14 protein-coding genes and 2 pseudogenes are annotated in these 18,391 nt (G+C 71.0%); 9 read left to right on the forward strand and 7 right to left on the reverse strand.

Annotated elements, in window-relative coordinates:
* Positions 1 to 1,140, reverse strand: a complete 1,140-nt coding sequence (locus ACIQ7Q_RS23255; protein ID WP_403865288.1) for a PP2C family protein-serine/threonine phosphatase — start codon at positions 1,138 to 1,140, stop codon at positions 1 to 3.
* A gap of 83 nt (positions 1,141 to 1,223) precedes the next feature.
* Here ACIQ7Q_RS23255 and ACIQ7Q_RS23260 point away from each other — a divergent pair.
* From ACIQ7Q_RS23260 to ACIQ7Q_RS23285, 6 genes and pseudogenes are all read left to right on the forward strand, one after another.
* Positions 1,224 to 1,481 (forward strand): annotated as a pseudogene (locus tag ACIQ7Q_RS23260) (ATP-binding protein); the annotation flags it as partial.
* Positions 1,482 to 1,758: 277 nt separating this feature from the next.
* Positions 1,759 to 4,584: a SpoIIE family protein phosphatase gene (locus ACIQ7Q_RS23265; protein WP_403865291.1), complete on the forward strand. Its 2,826-nt coding sequence runs from the start codon at positions 1,759 to 1,761 to the stop codon at positions 4,582 to 4,584.
* 365 nt (positions 4,585 to 4,949) lie between these two features.
* On the forward strand, positions 4,950 to 6,083 hold the full coding sequence (locus ACIQ7Q_RS23270) for an ABC transporter substrate-binding protein (protein WP_403865294.1): 1,134 nt from the start codon (positions 4,950 to 4,952) through the stop codon (positions 6,081 to 6,083).
* Between the two features lie 307 nt (positions 6,084 to 6,390).
* Positions 6,391 to 6,591: pseudogene (locus tag ACIQ7Q_RS23275) on the forward strand (hypothetical protein); the annotation flags it as partial.
* A gap of 205 nt (positions 6,592 to 6,796) precedes the next feature.
* On the forward strand, positions 6,797 to 7,834 hold the full coding sequence (locus tag ACIQ7Q_RS23280) for a bile acid:sodium symporter family protein (protein ID WP_403865297.1): 1,038 nt from the start codon (positions 6,797 to 6,799) through the stop codon (positions 7,832 to 7,834).
* Positions 7,831 to 8,238: a (2Fe-2S) ferredoxin domain-containing protein gene (locus tag ACIQ7Q_RS23285; RefSeq protein ID WP_403865300.1), complete on the forward strand. Its 408-nt coding sequence runs from the start codon at positions 7,831 to 7,833 to the stop codon at positions 8,236 to 8,238. The genes ACIQ7Q_RS23280 and ACIQ7Q_RS23285 overlap by 4 nt, the downstream gene beginning before the upstream one ends.
* A gap of 81 nt (positions 8,239 to 8,319) precedes the next feature.
* On the opposite strand, the gene fdhD is transcribed toward ACIQ7Q_RS23285, so the two are convergent.
* From fdhD to ACIQ7Q_RS23310, 5 genes are read right to left on the reverse strand one after another with little or no spacing between them, the layout of a single operon-like run.
* Entirely contained in the window at positions 8,320 to 9,159 is an 840-nt protein-coding gene (gene fdhD, locus ACIQ7Q_RS23290) for a formate dehydrogenase accessory sulfurtransferase FdhD (RefSeq protein ID WP_403865303.1), read from the reverse strand.
* Between the two features lie 5 nt (positions 9,160 to 9,164).
* A complete protein-coding gene (locus tag ACIQ7Q_RS23295; protein WP_403865306.1) occupies positions 9,165 to 10,025 on the reverse strand; it encodes a 2Fe-2S iron-sulfur cluster-binding protein in 861 nt (286 codons plus the stop codon).
* Positions 10,022 to 11,896, reverse strand: coding sequence for an NADH-ubiquinone oxidoreductase-F iron-sulfur binding region domain-containing protein (locus ACIQ7Q_RS23300; protein WP_403865309.1), 1,875 nt, complete (start codon positions 11,894 to 11,896; stop codon positions 10,022 to 10,024). Before ACIQ7Q_RS23300 ends, ACIQ7Q_RS23295 begins: the two co-directional genes overlap by 4 nt.
* Positions 11,887 to 13,812: a molybdopterin oxidoreductase family protein gene (locus ACIQ7Q_RS23305; protein ID WP_403865311.1), complete on the reverse strand. Its 1,926-nt coding sequence runs from the start codon at positions 13,810 to 13,812 to the stop codon at positions 11,887 to 11,889. Before ACIQ7Q_RS23305 ends, ACIQ7Q_RS23300 begins: the two co-directional genes overlap by 10 nt.
* The gene (locus ACIQ7Q_RS23310) at positions 13,809 to 14,798 is read right to left on the reverse strand and encodes a 2-dehydropantoate 2-reductase (protein WP_403865314.1); all 990 of its coding nucleotides are present in this window, start codon (positions 14,796 to 14,798) and stop codon (positions 13,809 to 13,811) included. Before ACIQ7Q_RS23310 ends, ACIQ7Q_RS23305 begins: the two co-directional genes overlap by 4 nt.
* Before the next feature lie 248 nt (positions 14,799 to 15,046).
* Here ACIQ7Q_RS23310 and ACIQ7Q_RS23315 point away from each other — a divergent pair, with 248 nt between their 5' ends.
* From ACIQ7Q_RS23315 to ACIQ7Q_RS23325, 3 genes are all read left to right on the forward strand, one after another.
* Complete coding sequence (locus ACIQ7Q_RS23315; protein WP_356631191.1) at positions 15,047 to 15,994, forward strand: beta-ketoacyl-ACP synthase III; 948 nt, start codon at positions 15,047 to 15,049, stop codon at positions 15,992 to 15,994.
* Between the two features lie 22 nt (positions 15,995 to 16,016).
* Positions 16,017 to 16,478 (forward strand): NUDIX domain-containing protein, encoded by a 462-nt coding sequence (locus ACIQ7Q_RS23320; RefSeq protein ID WP_403865317.1) that lies wholly within the window; start codon positions 16,017 to 16,019, stop codon positions 16,476 to 16,478.
* A 111-nt stretch (positions 16,479 to 16,589) separates the two neighbouring features.
* Positions 16,590 to 17,267 carry a GntR family transcriptional regulator gene (locus tag ACIQ7Q_RS23325; protein WP_356631195.1) on the forward strand — a complete coding sequence of 226 codons (678 nt, stop codon included), beginning with the start codon at positions 16,590 to 16,592 and terminating at the stop codon, positions 17,265 to 17,267.
* Positions 17,268 to 17,287: 20 nt separating this feature from the next.
* On the opposite strand, the gene ACIQ7Q_RS23330 is transcribed toward ACIQ7Q_RS23325, so the two are convergent.
* A complete protein-coding gene (locus ACIQ7Q_RS23330) occupies positions 17,288 to 18,361 on the reverse strand; it encodes an FAD-dependent monooxygenase (protein ID WP_403865320.1) in 1,074 nt (357 codons plus the stop codon).
* Positions 18,362 to 18,391 lie beyond the last annotated feature (30 nt).

Raw genomic sequence — 18,391 nt, forward strand, 5'->3', positions numbered from 1 at the left:
CTAGGCGCGCGGGGCCGGCCGGCTCTGGGGGCGGTCCGTCAGGGTGAGGGCGAGGACGGCCTGGTCGTCGTCGCAGTCCTTCGCCCAGCGTGCCGTGTCGGCGCGTACGAACGACACGACGTCCGCCGGGTCCGGTGCCCGGCCGTCCCCGAACCGTGTCGCGAGGCGTTCGAGCACCGGGTAGAACGCTCCGGTGCCGTCGCGTGCTTCGCTCACCCCGTCGGTGTGGACGACAACCACATCTCCGGGGCGCAACGTGTGCGCCGTCGTTTCCGCGGCGCCGCCGGGCGACAGCGCGCCGAGTCCCAGCGGCAGCGCGGGGGCGGTGGCCAGGCGCCGGGCGCCGTCCGGGCCGACGACGATGGGCGGCGGGTGGCCGCGGTCGACGATCCGCACCTCTCCGCCGGAGAGTGGGAACTCCAGCACCAGCGCGGTGACGAAGAGTTCGGGATCGTTCGTGTCACCGACGGGATCGTTGCGGGCGATGCTGAGTTCCAGCCGCTCCGCCAGGCTGGTCAGATCCTGCCACTCGTGCGCGGAGACCCGGAAGCTGCCGAGCACCGCCGCCACCGTCTGCACCGCGCCGAGCCCCTTGCCGCGGACGTCGCCGATGATCGCCCGCACCCCGAAAGGGGTCGCGCACACGTCGTAGAGGTCGCCGCCGACGAGCGTGCCGCCCTCGCCGGCCGAGTAGAAGGCCGCTGCCCGCACCGGACCGAGCCTGTGCGGAACGGGTCGGAGCAGGGCCCGCTGCATCGCTTCGGCGACCGAGTTCGCCCGGATCAGGTGCGCTCTCGTCCGCACCCGCTGCCAGGACAGGGCCGTACTGACAATGCCGATGATCAGTGTGGCTGCGTAGAGCGCCACATGGTGCTGCTCGTCGAAGTGACCGGGACGACGAGCGGCGAAGAGCATCTGCAGCCCCAGGCAGACGACCGCCGACAGCGCCGTGCCCCGGGGGCCGTGCGTCGCGGCGGCAAGCGGGGGGACACCGACGAGCAGGAAACTCACCGGCTCGCGCCCGCTCAGGGCCAGCTCGGCGACGAGGTCCGCCAGCACGGCGGCGAACGGCAGCCACCAGACCCACCCTTGACGCAGCAACAGGGGAGGCCGGCCGTTCGAAGATCCCTTGCGAGGCATAAGGCGACCTTAGACCGTGTCCTATGCGGCGAGGCGGTCGTTGGGCTCGGCATGAAGCGAGCGTAGGGCCGCCTTCGGGCAGTCTGATCGCCAGTGAACTGGTCACCAACGCCTACCGCTACGCCAGTGGCCCCGTGACCCTGCGACTCATCCGGGAACGGTGTCTCGTCTGCGAGGTCGCCGACGCCAGCCACACCTCACCACACCTGCGCCGCGCCCGCACCACCGATGGGGGCGGCCGGGGCCTGTTACTGGTGGCCCAGCTGACCGAGCGCTGGGGCACCCGCTACGCGCGCGAGGGCAGGACCGTCTGGACCGAACAGTCGCTGCTCGGGCTGTGAGCCAGCACCCCGGCCGCGCCCGCGAGTGTGTTGCTACCGGTCGATGTGCAGCAGGCTCTGCAGGGGTCGGGCCGGGCCGGGCTGGGCGGGAAGCGGGGAGCGGCCACTTCCCTGCCGGAGGTCGCAGGACTGGATCACGCGCGCGCCCGACTTCCGGCAGGCGACTTGGGGCCGGATGCCCGTCCGGGCGCGGCGGGCCGAAACGCCCGGCGGTTCCACCGTGACCGGTCACCCCACTCGCCCCGTGATCGGCAGCAGAAAACGATAGAAATGTTCCATGTGCAAATTTTTGGGGCGAATCGGGCGTAGATCGCCCGCGTCGCCCGGGAGCGACCAGGCGCTCGGTAGATGGAGCGCGCGGCGGTTGCTGCGGCGCCTGCGTTCCCTGCTGCGCGTGCGCAGCCTCGCCGGCCAGGTGTTCCTCCTGCAGCTGGCGGTTGTGGTGCTGGTCGTCGTTGCCGCGCTGGTGGCTCTCGTACTGCAGGCGCGCCGCGACAGCATGGCGGACGCCCGGAGCCGGACGCTCACCGCGGCCGAGACCTTCGCGAAATCGCCAGGGCTCCTCACGGCATTGGAGAGTCCCGACCCCGCAGCGGTGCTGCAGCCGAGCGCCGAGGCGGTTCGCAGGGCCGCCGGTGTCGACGCCGTCATCGTCTACCGGCCGGACGGGATCACCCTCACCCACAGCGACCCGAAGCAGATCGGAAAGCACGTCATCGGCCCCTACGCGGAAGCGGCGGCAGGAAAGTCGTTCACCAGGACCTTCGAGGGTGCCCTGGGGCTCTCCGTGATCTCGGCCGTCCCCGTCAAAGACACCGGCAACTCGACCGTCGCCATTGTCTCCTCCGTCGTCACGGTGGAAAAAGTTCAGGACCGGGTGAACCAGCAACTGCTGGTCCTGTTCGGCGTCGCGGCCGGGGCACTCGCCCTCGCCGCGGGCGGGTCGGCACTGGTGAGCCGTCGCCTCCAGAAGCAGACCCACGGCCTGGGCCCCGCCGAGATGACGCGGATGTACGAGCACCACGATGCGGTCCTCCACGCCGTACGGGAAGGAGTGCTGATCGTCGGAGGTGACGGCCGGCTGCTGTTGGCCAACGACGAGGCCCGCCGCCTGCTGGACCTGCCGGGGGATGCGGAACGTCGCCACGTGAGCGCGCTGGGGCTGAACGCCGACCTCGCCGAGCTGCTCACCTCCGATCGCCCGGTCACCGACGAGGTGCACCTGGCGGCCGACCGGCTCCTCGCCGTCAATAAGAGGTTGACCGCTCCTCATGGCCCGGCGAGCAAGGTGGTGACGCTGCGGGACACCACCGAACTGCAGGCTCTCTCCGGCAGGGCCGAGACCGCGCGACGGCGCCTGGAGCTGCTCTACGACGCAGGCATGCGGATCGGGACCACCCTGGATGTCACGCGCACCGCCGAGGAACTCGCGGAGGTCGCGGTTCCGCGCTTCGCCGAGGTCGTCACCGTCGAGCTCCTTGACCCGGTCCTGCACGGTGAGGAGCCCTCCGGCGCCAGCACCGAGTTGCGCCGCACCGCCGTCGTCGGACTGGAGGGGGACCAGCTGCTCTACCCGGCCGGCACGCTGATCCGCTTCGTCCCCGACCACCCCATGGCCGCGGGCGCGCGCGACGGCCGAGCGGTCCTGGTGGAGGACCTGAGCACCTCCGAGGGCTGGCGGGCCCAGGACCCCGATCGCGCCCGCCGGGTCCTGGACCACGGCATCCACTCCCTGATCGTGGTCCGGCTGCGCGCCCGGGGCGTGGTGCTCGGAACGGCCCACTACTGGCGGGCGAATACCTCCCCGCCGTTCGAGGAGGAGGACGTGTCCTTCGCCGAGGAGCTGGCCGCCCGGGCGGCGGTGTGCATCGACAACGCCCGCCGCTACACCCGCGAGCACACCATGGCCGTCACGCTGCAGCGCAGCCTGCTGCCCAGCCGGGTGCCCGAGCAGACGGCACTGGAGGTGGCCTACCGCTATCTGCCCGCCCGGGCCGGGGTGGGCGGGGACTGGTTCGACGTCATCCCGCTGTCCGGTGCCCGGGTCGCACTGGTCGTCGGAGACGTCGTGGGTCACGGCCTGTACGCGGCGGCCACCATGGGGCGACTGCGCACCGCGGTGCACAACTTCTCCGTCCTGGACGTCCCGCCGGAGGAACTGCTGGGCCGCGTCGACGAACTGGTGGCCCATATCGACAGCGACGAGGCCGCCGACGACAGGGAAGGGCAGGGCATCACCGGCGCGACCTGCCTGTACGCCGTGTACGACCCCGCCTCCGGGCAGCTGGCGGTCGCCACCGCCGGCCATCCCGGACCGGCGGTGGTCCACCCCGACGGCACCGTGGAATTCCCCGAGCTGCCGATCTCCCCGCCGCTGGGCCTCGGGGCCGGACTGCCCGACGAGAGCGCCGAGCTGACCGTGCCCGAGGGCTCCCGGCTGGTGCTCTACACCGACGGGCTGATCGAGGACCGGGACCGCGACCTGGACGTCGGCATGGCGACCCTGCGCGACGCGCTGACCGGGCCCGACCGTTCCCCGGAGGACACCTGTGCCGCGGTCGTCGACGCCATGATGCCGGACCGGCCCCGGGACGACATCGCGCTGCTGGTGGCCCGCACCCACCGGCTCGATCCCACCCGGGTCGCCGAATGGCAGGTGCCCCGCGACCCGGCGGCGGTCGCCCCGGTCCGTGCTGCCTGTGTCCGGCGGCTCCAGGAATGGGGCCTCGAGCAGATCGACTTCGCCGCCGAACTCGTCCTCAGCGAGCTGATCACCAACGCCATCCGCTACGGCACCGAGCCCATCACCGTCCGGCTCCTCCGTGACCGAGCCCTGATCTGCGAGGTCTCCGACGGCAGCAGCACCTCGCCACGACTGCGGCAGGCCAAGGTCACCGACGAAGGCGGCCGCGGACTCTTCCTCGTGGCCCGGTTCGCCGAACGCTGGGGAACCCGCTACACACCCACCGGCAAGGTCATCTGGGCCGAACTGTCCCTCCACGGCGGCGCCGGTCCGTTGGTGGAGGGACTCGCCGAGATCCTGCTCGACGAGGACGAGCCGCTCTCCGGCGAAGGCCGGGAGCAGAACGGCGCGGCATGGTGAGGGGCATCGCGAAGCCGCCGTACGACCGCTCGCCCACCACGCCCCACGGGCCGGGCCACGGCTTCCGGCCCGCCGCCGTTCCCCCGGCCGGGGCGGCGGGCATGAACGGCGCGGCGACCGAAGGCTGCGCCGACCACCCGGATTCCGCCCCCGGCGCATCGCGCCTCCCTGAACCGGCTGCTCGGGTCCGTGACTCGCCCCGGGCGCCGTGCCGCGGGTGCCACGCCGTATCTCGCCGCAAGACCGCTCAGCACCACCGCTCCTCACACCGGGATCGCGTCGGATCCGGCGAAAACCGGACCTGCACCGGTGACAACCGCTCGTCGCCTCCGCTCTGTCCCGACCCCCTGCGTCCTGGAGCCATCGTGACCGCACCTCGTGCCCGGACAGCTGCCGCCGCAGGCTGCCTCACCCTCCTGATCCTGAGCGGCTGCACAGAGACGCCGAAGGTCACGCCCGTGAAGCCTTCGGTGGCCACCTCCGCCGAGGAGGCCGGGGGCATGAGCAAGTTGATCGCCGCGGCGAGGGACGAGGGCGCGCTCAACGCGATCGCTCTTCCGCGCGACTGGGCCAACTACGGGGGTCTGATCGACGGCTTCGAGAAGAAGTACGGGATCAAGGTCACCGTCGACGAACCCCAGGGATCCAGCCAGGACGAGATCGACGCCATCAAGGAGCGGGGGAAGAGCGCCGACGCCCCCGACGTCATCGATGCGGGGGACACGTTCGCCCGGACAGCGGCCCGGCAGAACCTGCTGGCGGCGTACAAGGTCGCCGCCTACGACTCGATCCCGGACAACCAGAAGGACGCCGAGGGCCGCTGGTCCAACAACTACGGCGGCTACATCTCCATCGGCTGCGACGCCAACCGCGTCAAGCCCTGCCCCCGGACCTTCGCCGATCTGCTGGACTCCCGGTACAAGGGGATGGTCTCGCTCGACGGCAACCCCACCCGTTCCGGCACCGCCTTCGCCGGCGTCTACGCGGTAGCCCTCGCGAACGGGGGGTCGTTCGACGACATCCGTCCCGGCCTCGACTTCTTCGCCGAACTGAACGACAGGGGCAACTTCAACCCCGTCGAGTCGACCTCGACCGCGGTCGAGACCGGCAGGACCCCCATCAGCATCGACTGGGACTACATCAACCTCGACTACGCGGAGCGGTTCCGCGGCAAGGGCCTGGACTGGCAGGTTGCGATTCCCTTCGACGGCAGCTTCGCCCAGTACTACGCCCTGGCCGTCAACAAGAACGCCCCGCACCCGGCGGCGGCCCGCCTGTGGCAGGAGTATCTCTTCAGCGCGACGGGCCAGAACCTCCGGCTCAAGGGCTACGCCCGCCCGGTACTGATGGAGACCATGCGCGAGGACGGCACCCTCGACGAGGACGCGGCGGCAAAACTGCCGACGGTGGAGGGGGAGCCCAAGTTCCCCACGGACGCGCAACTGGAGAAGGCGAGGATGACGGTCGACCGGGGCTGGGCGAAGGCCGTAGGAGGCTGAACCCATCACGTGAGGGATTCACGAGTCCGGCACCCGGGCCGGGTGATGCCAGGCGGCTCTCTGCTCAGGTGTGTGCCGTGAAGGGTGCCTGACGGGCAGAAGCCCACGTCAGGCCACCTTCGCGCATCCCAATGAGTGGTCGAGTCGTCGCGGGGACGCCAGGCGGCCAATCGTTTGAAGCCACCCACGAGGCTGGAGACACGCGGCCACACCCAGCATCCCTGGGCTTCCCGATCCTACGAGTGACCGGAATCAACCCACGAACAACGTAAGGAGACACGACCCGCACAACGGCCGCGACTTCGACCGCCGAAGGTGGGTGATCGAGCGCACCATGTCATGACTCACCGGGTACCGCAGACTCAACCACCGCTACGAGGGCAATCCTTGCGACTACCTGGGCTTCCGCTCCCCGCATAGTTCCCACAGCCCGTCCGGAACAATCCAACTCCACGTACCCCGCCCCATGCAGACCTCAACGAGCCAGCACCACATAGGAACCACATAGGACACGGTCTTAGGATCCGCGGCCGCCCGCCGGCGGCCACCGAACGCGACGTGGCATGCTCGGTGACCGCCGGTGCTTACCCGTCCTCAGGCGGGGATCATCACGAATCGTGATGGCAATCAGTACGGTGTGCGGGATTCCCGATCAACGGGGGACGGAGGATCATGGGGAGGGCACGACCCTGAACCGAGAGCAAGTGGAGCACATGAGCCGCCCCCGCGCCCCGCGCCTGCCGTCCTGGCTGCCGATCGACCCGTACATACTGGCGTTGCTGGGGACCGTGGCTCTCGCGGCACTGCTGCCCGCTTCGGGAGCGGCGGCCGATGTGGCGGGCGGCGCGTCGACCGGCGCGGTTGCCCTGCTGTTCTTTCTCTATGGCGCTCGGCTCTCCACCCGCGAGGCACTCGACGGGCTGCGGCACTGGCGGCTGCATCTGACGGTGCTGGCCGCGACGTTCGTGGTCTTCCCGCTGCTGGGACTCGCGGGGCGGGTGCTCGAACCGTCCGTGCTGACGCCCGCCCTCTACAGCGGGCTCCTCTTCCTGTGCCTGGTGCCCTCGACCATCCAGTCGTCGATCGCGTTCACGTCCATGGCGCGCGGCAACGTGCCCGCCGCGATCTGCGCCGGCTCCTTCTCCAGCCTCGCCGGCATCGTGCTCACCCCGCTGCTCGCGGCCCTGTTGCTCGGCGGCGCGGCCGGCGGCTTCTCGGCCGGTTCGCTGCTGCGGATCGTGCTCCAGCTCCTCGTGCCGTTCCTGGTGGGACAGCTGCTGCGCCGCTGGGTCGCCGGGTTCCTCGTCCGGAACAAGAAGGTGCTCGGGTACGTCGACCGGGGCTCGATCCTGCTCGTCGTCTACACGGCCTTCAGCGAAGGCATGAACGCCGGGGTCTGGCGCCAGGTCACGCCCGTCCGGCTGGGCGCCCTGCTCGCCGTCGAGGCGGTGCTGCTGGCGGCGATGCTGACGCTCACCTGGTACGGCGCGAAGCGCCTCGGCTTCGGCAGGGAGGACCGGGTCGCGATCCAGTTCGCCGGTTCGAAGAAGAGCCTGGCGGCGGGACTGCCCATGGCCGCGGTGCTGTTCGGCGCGCAGGCGAGCCTCGCGGTGCTGCCGCTGATGCTCTTCCACCAGATGCAGCTCATGGTGTGCGCGGTGATCGCGAAGCGCCGGGCACATGACACCCCTGACCCGGCCGCGCCCGTGCGGCGGGACGCCGGGTCGCAGGGTGCGAAGATCACTGCGTGAAGACGTATCCGATACGCCCGTTCGGTGCCCGCCCCTGCACGCTCGTCGTCTGCCGCGGCTGTTGCTGCGGCGACGCGCGGAAGAATCCCGGCACGGACCATGCCGGTCAGCTCGCCAGACTGCGTGACGCCGCAGCTGTGTCCGGTGGGCGGCTCGCGGTGCGGACCAGCGACTGTCTCGGGCCGTGCGGCCAGGCCAATGTGATGGTCGTCCAGCCGTCCACCGAGGGCCGCCGCCGCGGGGCGCGGGCCGCGTGGATCGGCTGGGCGCTCGACGACGACGCGACGGACGACGTGCTGGCGTGGGCCACGGCCGGCGGCCCCGGGATCGCCCCGCCCCCGGCCACGCTCACGCTCCAGATGATCCCGCCGCCGTCGGATGCCGGACGCCGGAACCGCCGCTGACGCGGGGGACGCACGGAAGGACCCGGCCGGCGCAGGGGGCGCTCCCCGCCGGCCGGGCCGTATCCCGTGCAGCGGGGCGCCTCACACCCCAGTGCTGAGGGCGATGCGCTCGTCGCCCGCGTACACGTTCATGTTGGGGCCGCGCAGGAAACCGACCAGCGTCAGACCGGTCTCCGCGGCCAGGTCCACCGCCAGCGACGACGGCGCGGACACGGCCGCGAGCACCGGGATGCCGGCCATCACCGCCTTCTGCGCCAGCTCGAACGACGCCCTCCCCGAGACGAGCAGGATCGACCGGGACAGCGGCAGCCGGTCGTCCTGCAGCGCACGTCCGACGAGCTTGTCGACCGCGTTGTGCCGGCCGACGTCCTCGCGGATGTCGAGCAGCTCGCCCTCCGGCGAGAACAGCGCCGCCGCGTGCAGGCCCCCGGTCCGGTCGAAGACCCGCTGTGCCGCCCGCAGCCGGTCGGGGAGGCCGGCGAGCAGAGCCGGCTCGACACGGACCGGGGGAGTATCGGCGATCGGATGGCGGGTCGTGGTGCGCACGGCGTCGAGGCTGGCCTTGCCGCACAGTCCGCACGACGACGTCGTGTAGACATTGCGCTCCAGCGTGATGTCCGGCACCGCCACACCCGGCGCAAGCGCCACGTCGACCACGTTGTACGTGTTGGAGCCGTCCTCCGTCGCGCCCGCGCAGTACACGATCGACCGCACCTGCGAGCCGGAGTGGATCACGCCCTCGCTGACCAGGAAGCCGGCCGCCAGCGCGAAGTCGTCGCCCGGGGTGCGCATGGTGATGGCGAGCGGCTTGCCGTTCAGCCGGATCTCCAGGGGTTCCTCCGCGACGAGGGTGTCGGGACGGGACGAGACCACCCCGTCCCGGATACGGATGGTTCGGCGGCGCTCGGTGACCCGTCCCATGGCGATCAGTTCCGATTCTGTACGTGTTGGTAGCCGAAGCGGCCCTTGAGGCAGAGGTTGCCGTGGGTCACCGGGTTGTCGTGCGGCGAGGTGACCTTGACGATCTCATTCTCCTGCACATGCAGGGTCAGGTTGCAGCCGACGCCGCAGTACGCGCACACCGTCGTCGTCTGCGTCTGGGCCGACTCGTCCCAGGTCCCGGCTTCCCGCATGTCGAACTCCGACTTGAAGGAGAGCGCCCCCGTGGGGCACACCTCGATGCAGTTGCCGCAGTAGACGCACGCCGAGTCGGTCAGGGGCGCGTCGTGCTCGGTGGAGATACGGGAGTCGAAGCCGCGGCCCGCGACGGCGATGGCGAAGGTGTTCTGCCACTGGTCGCCGCAGGCGTCCACGCACTTGTAGCAGAGGATGCACTTGTCGTAGTCGCGGACGTACAGATCGTTGTCGATCTTCGGCTCTTCGTTGACACGGGCCGCGTCCGTACCGAAGCGGTCCGGCTTCGCCTCGTACTCCTTGATCCACTCGGCGGCGCGGGGCGTCGTGGAGAGGTCGGTCGACGACGCCAGCAGCTCCAGCACGACCTTGCGGCTGTGCCGGGCCCGCTCGGTGTCGGTCCGCACGCTCATACCGGACTCCGCCCGCCGGGAGCAGGCGGGCGCGAGGGTCCGGGAGCCCTCGACCTCGACGACGCACACCCGGCAGGCGTTCTTCGGCGTGAGCGTGTCGCCCTGGCAGAGCGTCGGTATGTCCTTGCCCGCGGCCCGGCACGCGTCGAGGATCGTGTCGCCCTCCGGGACCCTTACGTCCTCGCCGTCGAGGGTGAAGCCGACGAGCCTGCGCGGCATGTGGAGGGGGATCGAGGTCATTCGTAGGCTCCCAGCCGGTCGATGGCGGATTCCACTGCGCTCCAGGCGGTCTGGCCGAGACCGCAGATCGAGGCGTCCCGCATGGCCCGTCCCACCTCGCGCAGCAGGGCGATGTCGTCGGCGGCGTCGGCGCCGGTGCGGTCCTTGATGCGGTGCAGCGCCTCCTCCTGCCGGACCGTGCCGACCCGGCAGGGCACGCACTGCCCGCAGGATTCGTCGCGGAAGAACTCGGCGATGCGCAGCAGGACGCGGGGGAGTTCGACGGTGTCGTCGAACACGAGGACCACGCCGGAGCCGAGAGTGGTGCCGGCCGCCCTGGTGCCCTCGAAGGTGAGCGGGATGTCCAGCTCGTCGTGGCGTACGAAGCTGCCGGCCGCCCCGCCGAGGAGCACGGCGCGGATGCGTTCGGGCGGTCCCGCGAGCTCGATCAGTTCACGCAGCGTGACGCCGAACGGCAGCTCGTAGACACCGGGGCGGGCCACGTTGCCGGAGAGGCAGAACAGCTTTGTCTCCTCGGTCCTGCCGGTGAGGATCGGCAGGACGTTGACGAGCGTCTCGACGTTGTTGACGGCGGTCGGCTTGCCGAAGAGGCCCTTCTCCACGGGGAACGGCGGCTTGGTGCGGGGCTCGCCGCGGTAGCCCTCGATGGAGTTGAAGATCGCGGTCTCCTCGCCGCAGATGTAGGCGCCCGCGCCTCGGCGGATCTCGATGTCGAACGCGTAGCCCTGGCCGAGGACGTCGTCGCCGAGGAGGCCGCGGGCACGGGCGGAGTCGATGGCGTTCTGCAGGAGCCGCAGGGCTTTCGGGTACTCGCCGCGGAGGTAGAGGAAGCCCTTGTGGGCACCGACGGCGTACCCCGCGACGGTCATGGCCTCGATGAGCGCGTACGGGTCGCCCTCCATCAGAACCCGGTCCTTGAAGGTGCCGGGCTCGCTCTCGTCGGCGTTGCACACGAGGTAGTGGGGGCGGTCGGGCTGCGACGCGGTTGCCTGCCACTTGCGCCCCGTCGGGAACGCCGCCCCGCCGCGGCCGACCAGGTTCGCGTCGGTGACCTCCCGGCTGACGCCGGCGGGGCCGAGGTCGAAGGCGCGCCGAAGGGCGGCGTAGCCGCCGTGCGCACGGTAGTCGTCGAGGCTGTACGGGTCGACGACGCCGACGCGCCGCAGGAGCGTGAGCCCTTCGGAACCGGCCTGCGGCACGGCGGCGCTCGCGGCGGCCTCGTCGGGGGCGCGCTCGGGGGAGCGGGCGGCGGCGAGGAGGGCGTCGGCGGTGGCGGGGGCGACGACGGCGGTGGTGCTTTCCCCGCCGCGCCCCTTCCCGAACCGGGGCTCCGCTCCCGCCCCCGACCCCGGACCGCCTTCGGCGGTGTCCTCGAACACCGGACGGGCCGGCGATGCGCCCGCGCGGATCAGCAGCGCTGCCGGGGCCCGTTCGCACAGGCCCAGGCACGGGCTCGGCTGGACGGCGACGTCCGGGCCGAGCCCGTCGGCCAGGGACAGCGAACCACCCCGCGCCGCGCACGCGATGTCCGTGCACACATGCAGCACCTTCGCCGCACGCGGCTTCACCGAGAACATCGAGTAGAACGTTGCCACCCCGTACGCCTCCGCCGGCGGCCCCGTCAGCCGTCGGCAGATGTAGTCCAGCGCCCCTTCGCTCAGCCACCCCACCCGGTCGTTGACCGCGTGCAGCGCGGGCAGCAGCAGGTCCCTGCGGTCCCGGGCCGCCGCCCCGCCCTTCGCCCAGCGCAACTCGTCGGACGAGCGGGCCGACCCGCCTTCCCAGCCGCTCTCCGGCGGGCCCAACAGCCCGTCGACCGCGTCCCGTTCCTCGTCCGTCGCCTTCGCCGCGTCCGTGAACTTCAGGTCCATGCGGGCTCCAGCTTCTCGATCCGTACCGCCGACGCCTTGAATTCGGCGGTGCCCGCGATCGGACAGTTCGCCTCGATCGTCAGGGAGTTGGTGTCCACCTCGTCGGGGAAGTGCATCGTCATGAACGCGAGCCCGGGCCGCAGCCCGGGATCGATCCACACCGGCGCGGTCACCGAGCCGCGCCTGGAGGAGACACGGACCTCCTCCTCGACCTGCACCCCGTACGCCGCGGCGTCCTCGGGGCACAACTCGATGTACTCGCCGCGCCGCAGGGGGGAGGCGAAAGAGCCGCTCTGCACACCGGTGTTGTACGAGTCGAGCCGGCGCCCCGTCGTCAGCCGCAGCGGGTAGTCCTCGTCGGTGAGGTCGACCGGCGGGTCGTGCTCGACCAGCCCGAACGCCGCCGGCATGCCTCGCGCGGCGGGGTCCTTCTCCCAGAGCCTGCCGTGGAGGAAGCTCGACGGCAGTTCGTCGACGTCCGGGCACGGCCACTGCAAGCCCTGGTGCTCGTCCAGCCGTTCGTACGTCATCCCGAAGTGGTCCGGTGACAGCGAGCGCAGCTCGTTCCAGACGGCCTGCGAGTCGGCGAACTTCCAGTCGTGGCCGAGTCGTCCGGCGAGGTCGCAGATGATGGCGATGTCCTCGCGGGCCTCGCCCGGCGGAACGAGCGCCGCCCGTACCCGCTGCACTCGGCGTTCGCTGTTGGTCGTCGTGCCGTCCGTCTCCGCCCAGGCGGCCGTCGCGGGCAGCACCACGTCCGCCAGCTCCGCGGTCCGTGTCAGGAAGATGTCCTGCACCACGAGGTGGTCGAGGGCCTCGAGCCGCCGTATGGCCTGACCGCTGTCGGCCTCCGACTGCGCCGGGTTCTCGCCGATGCAGTAGACCGCTCGCAGCTCGCCGCTCTCCATCACCTCGAACATCTCGGTCAGGGTCTTGCCGTAGTGCGGCTGGATGGTGGCGCCCCAGGCCCGTTCGAATTTCTCCCGGGTGTCCGGGTGGAGGATGTCCTGGAAGCCGGGCAGCCGGTTGGGGATGGCGCCCATGTCGCCGCCGCCCTGGACGTTGTTCTGGCCGCGCAGCGGCTGGACCCCGGCGCCGTACCGGCCGACATGGCCGGTGAGCAGGGCGAGATTGATCAGCGCGCGGACGTTGTCGGTGCCGTTGTGGTGCTCGGTGATGCCCAGGGTCCAGCAGAGCTGGGCGCGTTCGGCGGTCGCGTAGGCGTGCGCCAGCTCGCGGATCGCCTCGGCCGGTACGCCGGTCACCTTCTCGGCGGCGGTCGGCGTCCAGGGCTCGACGAGCTTCGCGTACTCCTCGAAGCCGGTCGTCGCGCGGTCCACGAAGGCACGGTTGACGAGGCCGGCGTGGATGATCTCGCGGCCCACCGCGTGGGCGAGGGGTATGTCGGTGCCCACGTTGAGGCCGAGCCAGCTCTCCGCCCACTCGGCGGTCGAGGTGCGGCGCGGGTCGACGGCGTACATCCGTGCCCCGTTCCTGATCCCCTTCAGTACGTGCTGGAAGAAGATCGGGTGCGCGAAGCGGGCGTTGGACCCCCACATCACGATCAGATCGGTGTGGTCGACCTCCTCGTACGAGGAGGTGCCGCCGCCGGAGCCGAAGACCGCCGACAGGCCGGCAACGCTTGGCGCGTGGCAGGTGCGGTTGCACGAGTCGACGTTGTTGGTGCCCATCACGACGCGGGTGAACTTCTGCGCCACATAGTTCATCTCGTTGGTGGCGCGGGCGCAGGAGAGCATCGCGAAGGCGTCGGGGCCGTGCGTCTCGCGGGTCCGGCGGAACCCGGCCGCGGCCCGCTCCAGCGCCTCGTCCCAGCTCGCCCGGCGCAGCTGTCCGTCGTCGCCGCGGACCAGCGGATGGGTGAGCCTCGGATACCGCTTCTGCGGCTTCTTCTTCATGCTGCGCTCCCTGTGGAAGGGGTCGAGGTCGATGCGAGAAGGTCGGCGAGTGCGTGCACGGCGCACAGCTTCGGTACGGGGGTCCTCGTCAGAGCGGCCAGTTCGACGACGGCCGCGAGCAGCACGTCCAGTTCGAGCGGCTTGCCCTTCTCGAGGTCCTGGAGGGTGGAGGTCTTGTGGTCGCCGACGCGCTCCGCTCCGGCGAGACGCCGCTCGACGGAGATCTTGGGGTGGCAGCCGACGGCGGCCGCGACCTCGAGCGTCTCGTGCATCATCGTCTCGACCAGTGCCTTGGTGTCCCGATGGCGGCAGATCTGGGACATCGTGGCCCGGGACAGAGCGCTGATCGGATTGAAGGAGATGTTGCCGAGCAGCTTGATCCAGATGTCGTTGCGCAGATCCGGCTCGACGGGGCACTTGAGCCCGCCGGCGATCATCGCGTCGCTGAAGACGGCGCAGCGCCGTGACACGGTCCGGTCGGGCTCGCCGATGGAGAACCGGGTGCCTTCCAGGTGCCGTACGACGCCGGGGGCCTCGAGTTCGGTCGCGGCGTAGACGACGCAGCCGATGGCGCGCTCGGGCGGCAGGGTGGCGCTGACCGCGCCGCCGGGGTCGACGGCCTCGATCCGTCGGCCGGTGTACGGGCCGGGCAGGCCGTGGAAGTACCACCACGGAATGCCGTTCTGGGCGGCGACGACGGCGGTGTTCCCGTGCAGCAGAGGATGCACCAACGGGCCCGACGCCGCATAGGAGTTGGCCTTGAGGCCGAGGAATACATAATCGACGGGCCCTACGGCGGACGGGTCGTCCGTCGCGGCGGGGCGTGCGGTGAAGTCACCGCGGGGGCTCAGTACGCGGACGCCGTGGCGGCGCATGGCTGTGAGATGGGCGCCGCGAGCGATGAGATGGACCTCGGCGCCGCCGCGGTGGAGCGCGGCCCCGACATATGCGCCGATGGCACCGGCGCCGACAACTGCGACTTTCACGGGGCTCTCCGTTCGGTTGACGACCGAGCGAGGGCGGACTGTGATGAGGGTTGAGTCGACAGAATATTGTCTACAGTATGCCTTCACGGGGGGTCAAGACTCGTGCCGGGACGCGTGACCGAGGGGCCCGGACTCTCGGGAAGCTCCAAAGTCCGGCCTTGGAAGCTGTGGGATCACCTGCCGTCGTACCGGTCGGTAGCAGCCAAGACTGGGTTGTTCCTGACATCCGATCGAGGAGAACGCCGCCCATGACAGGCTCTCGTGTCGTCGCCCTCGGGCACTATCAGCCCGCCAAGGTGCTCACCAACGACGACCTGGCCCTCATGGTCGACACGAGTGATGAGTGGATCCGCAGCCGCGTCGGGATCCACACCCGTCATGTGGCCGGCCCCGACGAGCCCGTCGACGAGCTCGCCGCGCACGCCGCGGCCAAGGCCCTGGCGTCGGCCGGGCTGATGCCCGCCGACGTGGACCTGGTGCTGGTCGCCACCTCCACCGCGGTCGACCGGTCGCCCAACACCGCGGCCAGGGTGGCGGCGCGGCTGGGTATGGCCTCTCCCGCGGTGATGGACCTCAACGTCGTCTGTGCCGGCTTCACCCACGCGCTCGCCACCGCCGACCACACCCTGCGGGCGGGAGCGGCGACCCGCGCCCTCGTCATCGGGGCGGACAAGATGGCCGACATCGTCGACTGGACCGACCGCACGACGTGCGTCCTCGTGGGCGACGGCGCCGGCGCGGCCGTGGTCGAGGCCGTCCCGGACGGGCAGGAGCCCGGCATCGGCCCGGTGCTGTGGGGGTCGGTGCCCGAGATGGGGCACGCCGTGCGGATCGAGGGAACCCCGGCGCGCTTCGCGCAGGAGGGTCAGGCCGTCTACCGCTGGGCCACCACCCAGCTGCCGCCGATCGCACGCAAGGTCTGCGAACGGGCGGGCGTCGCACCCGAGGACCTGGCGGCAGTCGTGCTGCACCAGGCCAATCTGCGGATCATCGAGCCGGTCGCACGGAAGATCGGCGCGGTCAACGCCGTCATCGCCCGCGATGTCGTCGACTCGGGCAACACCTCCGCCGCGTCGATCCCGATGGCCCTGTCGAAGCTGGTCGAACGCGGCGAGATCCAGTCCGGCGACCCCGTCCTGCTGTTCGGGTTCGGCGGAAACCTGTCGTACGCGGGGCAGGTGATCCGCTGTCCGTGACGTTCACGGGCAGACTGGCGGCATGGTGACGAAGCGAAGCGCCGGGCTGCTGCTGTGGCGGCGCCGGGAGGCGGGGGTCGAGGTCCTCATCGGACACATGGGCGGCCCGTTCTGGTCGGCACGGAACGAGGGAGCCTGGTCGATCCCGAAAGGCGAGTACGCCCCCGACGAGGAGCCGATGGCGGCCGCGCGGCGTGAGTTCGAGGAGGAGCTGGGGCTCCAGGCGCCGGACGGCGACTGGCATCCGCTCGGCGAGACGCGCCAGTCGAACGGCAAGCTTGTGACGGTGTGGGCGATGGAGGGCGATCTCGACACGGCGCTCGTCGTGCCGGGCACCTTCACCATGGAGTGGCCGAGGGGATCGGGCGTGACACAGGAGTTCCCCGAGATCGACCGGGCCGAGTGGTTCGGTGTGGAAGAGGCGCGGCCGAAGCTGGTGACCGGCCAACGGGTCTTTCTGGACCGACTTCTTCCGCTTCTGTGACGTGACCGGCGTCTCGGTGTGGCCGGTGATTGCGCTCGGTAGACTGTAGACGATAGCCAATCGCTCGATCGCCGTTGTCGTTCGCCGCTCGCTGGCCGGAGGGGACCGCCGATGTTGTCAGCAGGACTGCCGCAGGGAACCGTGCCCAAGCTGGAACGCCCCGGTCCACTGCGTGAGCGTGTGTACGAGGCGCTGCTGGAGCTGATCACCACCCGTGCGCTGAGGCCGGGGCAGCATCTGGTCGAGAGCGAGCTCGCCGGGCACCTCGGCGTCTCCCGCCAGCCCGTGCGCGAGGCGTTGCAACGCCTCAACACGGAGGGCTGGGTGGATCTGCGCCCCGCTCAGGGCGCATTCGTCCACGAGCCCACCGAGGCGGAGGCCGATCAACTCCTTTCCGTACGAACGCTGTTGGAGGCGGAGGCCGCCCGGCTCGCCGCGGCGAACTCGGGCACGGCGGGCATCGAGGCCCTCGAATCGCTGTGCGCCAAGGGCGAGCAGGCGGTCGCCGACGACGACGTCGACCTGGCCGTGGCCACCAACGCCGCCTTCCACGCCAAGGTGATGGAGCTCGCCGGCAACCTGGTCCTGGCGGAGCTGGCGGCCCAGGTGGACCGCCGGGTCCGCTGGTACTACACCCCGGTCGCCCGTCAGCGGGGACGCCAGTCGTGGATCGAGCACCGAGAGCTGATCGCCGCGATCTCCGTCCGCGACGAGAAGCGGGCCACCGAGGTCATGCGCGCGCACACCGAGCACACCCGCACGACCTACCACCAGCGCGAACAGGCCTGACCGGCCCGGTCCCCGCGCCCTCAGGCGGGCGGCCTGCCGACGGCGAGCATCAGCCGCATCGCCGTGTTGCGGACCGGCGCGACACCGGGCGTGTGCACCATCTTGTTCATCAGCCGCGCGGCCCGGGCCAGCCGCTGCGTCGGTACGCGCCGGAGCGCGTCGTACGCGGCGAGGGCGTCCTCGACCCTGTGGTGGGTGCACAGCTCGCGGGCGAGCGTCACGCCGTCGATCAGCGCCTCGCAGGCGCCGCGGCCCAGGTCGGGCGTCATGGCATGGGCCGCGTCCCCGATCAGAGCCGTGCGCCCGCTGACGTAACGGGGCAACGGCCGCGCGAGGTCGTGGAGGTCGAGGCGCAGCACGCCCTCACCGTCGTTCTCGCGCACCCGGTCCAGGACGCTCCGCACGCCGGGGTGCCAGTCGCCGAAGCACTTTTCCAGCGCGGCGAGTTCGCCTCTTGGTGCCTTGGCCCGCTCCGGGGCGCGAACGCACGCGAACCAGTTGGTGCGGCCTTCCGTGTGCGGGGTGACGCCGAAGCGGGCACCCGAGCCCCACGTCTCGACGACGGTGTCCGTGTCGCCGTCGACGATTCCGCGCCAGGACGTCACGCCGGTGTAGCGGGTGCCGTAAGTGTTGCCGAACAGGGAATTGCGCGCACGGCTGTTGATGCCGTCGGCGGCGACGACCACGTCGTAACCCGACAGTTCGCGGACATCGTCGACGCTCTCGCCGAAACGGATGACGCCGTCGTCGAGCGGGCCGGCGAGCGTGCGCAGCAGCGGGACCCGGGAGATCAGGTACACCGGGTCGCCCGTGCGGCGCCGCAGCGCCGCCACGTCGACATCCGCGATGCGGGCGCCGTCCGCCCGTACGAACCCGCCGCCGGTCTGCGGGCGAGCGAGCGAACGCACGGTGGCGCCGAGCCCGAGGGTGTCCAGGGCCCGCAGGGCGCTCGGCCACATGCCGAGTGCCGTGCCGGTCTCCGGCAGGCCCGCCGCGCGCTCCCGCACATCCACGTCCCAGCCGTTCGCGTGCAGATGGACAGCGGTGGCGAGACCGCCGATACCGGCTCCGATGATGATCGCTGTTCTGGCCATGCGTACACGGTACTATGTTTGTAGTGATCG

The sequence above is a fragment of the Streptomyces sp. NPDC096176 genome, assembly GCF_044763255.1.
In the GTDB taxonomy this organism is placed as follows: domain Bacteria; phylum Actinomycetota; class Actinomycetes; order Streptomycetales; family Streptomycetaceae; genus Streptomyces.

Bases quoted from the DNA above. Each gene is read 5' to 3' on its own strand.
- ACIQ7Q_RS23255 (WP_403865288.1), bottom strand. From the start codon at position 1,140: ATGCCTCGCAAGGGATCTTCGAACGGCCGGCCTCCCCTGTTGCTGCGT.
- ACIQ7Q_RS23265 (WP_403865291.1), top strand. From the start codon at position 1,759: ATGTGCAAATTTTTGGGGCGAATCGGGCGTAGATCGCCCGCGTCGCCC.
- ACIQ7Q_RS23280 (WP_403865297.1), top strand. From the start codon at position 6,797: ATGAGCCGCCCCCGCGCCCCGCGCCTGCCGTCCTGGCTGCCGATCGAC.
- fdhD (WP_403865303.1), bottom strand. From the start codon at position 9,159: ATGGGACGGGTCACCGAGCGCCGCCGAACCATCCGTATCCGGGACGGG.
- ACIQ7Q_RS23295 (WP_403865306.1), bottom strand. From the start codon at position 10,025: ATGACCTCGATCCCCCTCCACATGCCGCGCAGGCTCGTCGGCTTCACC.
- ACIQ7Q_RS23300 (WP_403865309.1), bottom strand. From the start codon at position 11,896: ATGGACCTGAAGTTCACGGACGCGGCGAAGGCGACGGACGAGGAACGG.
- ACIQ7Q_RS23305 (WP_403865311.1), bottom strand. From the start codon at position 13,812: ATGAAGAAGAAGCCGCAGAAGCGGTATCCGAGGCTCACCCATCCGCTG.
- ACIQ7Q_RS23315 (WP_356631191.1), top strand. From the start codon at position 15,047: ATGACAGGCTCTCGTGTCGTCGCCCTCGGGCACTATCAGCCCGCCAAG.
- ACIQ7Q_RS23320 (WP_403865317.1), top strand. From the start codon at position 16,017: ATGGTGACGAAGCGAAGCGCCGGGCTGCTGCTGTGGCGGCGCCGGGAG.
- ACIQ7Q_RS23325 (WP_356631195.1), top strand. From the start codon at position 16,590: ATGTTGTCAGCAGGACTGCCGCAGGGAACCGTGCCCAAGCTGGAACGC.
- ACIQ7Q_RS23330 (WP_403865320.1), bottom strand. From the start codon at position 18,361: ATGGCCAGAACAGCGATCATCATCGGAGCCGGTATCGGCGGTCTCGCC.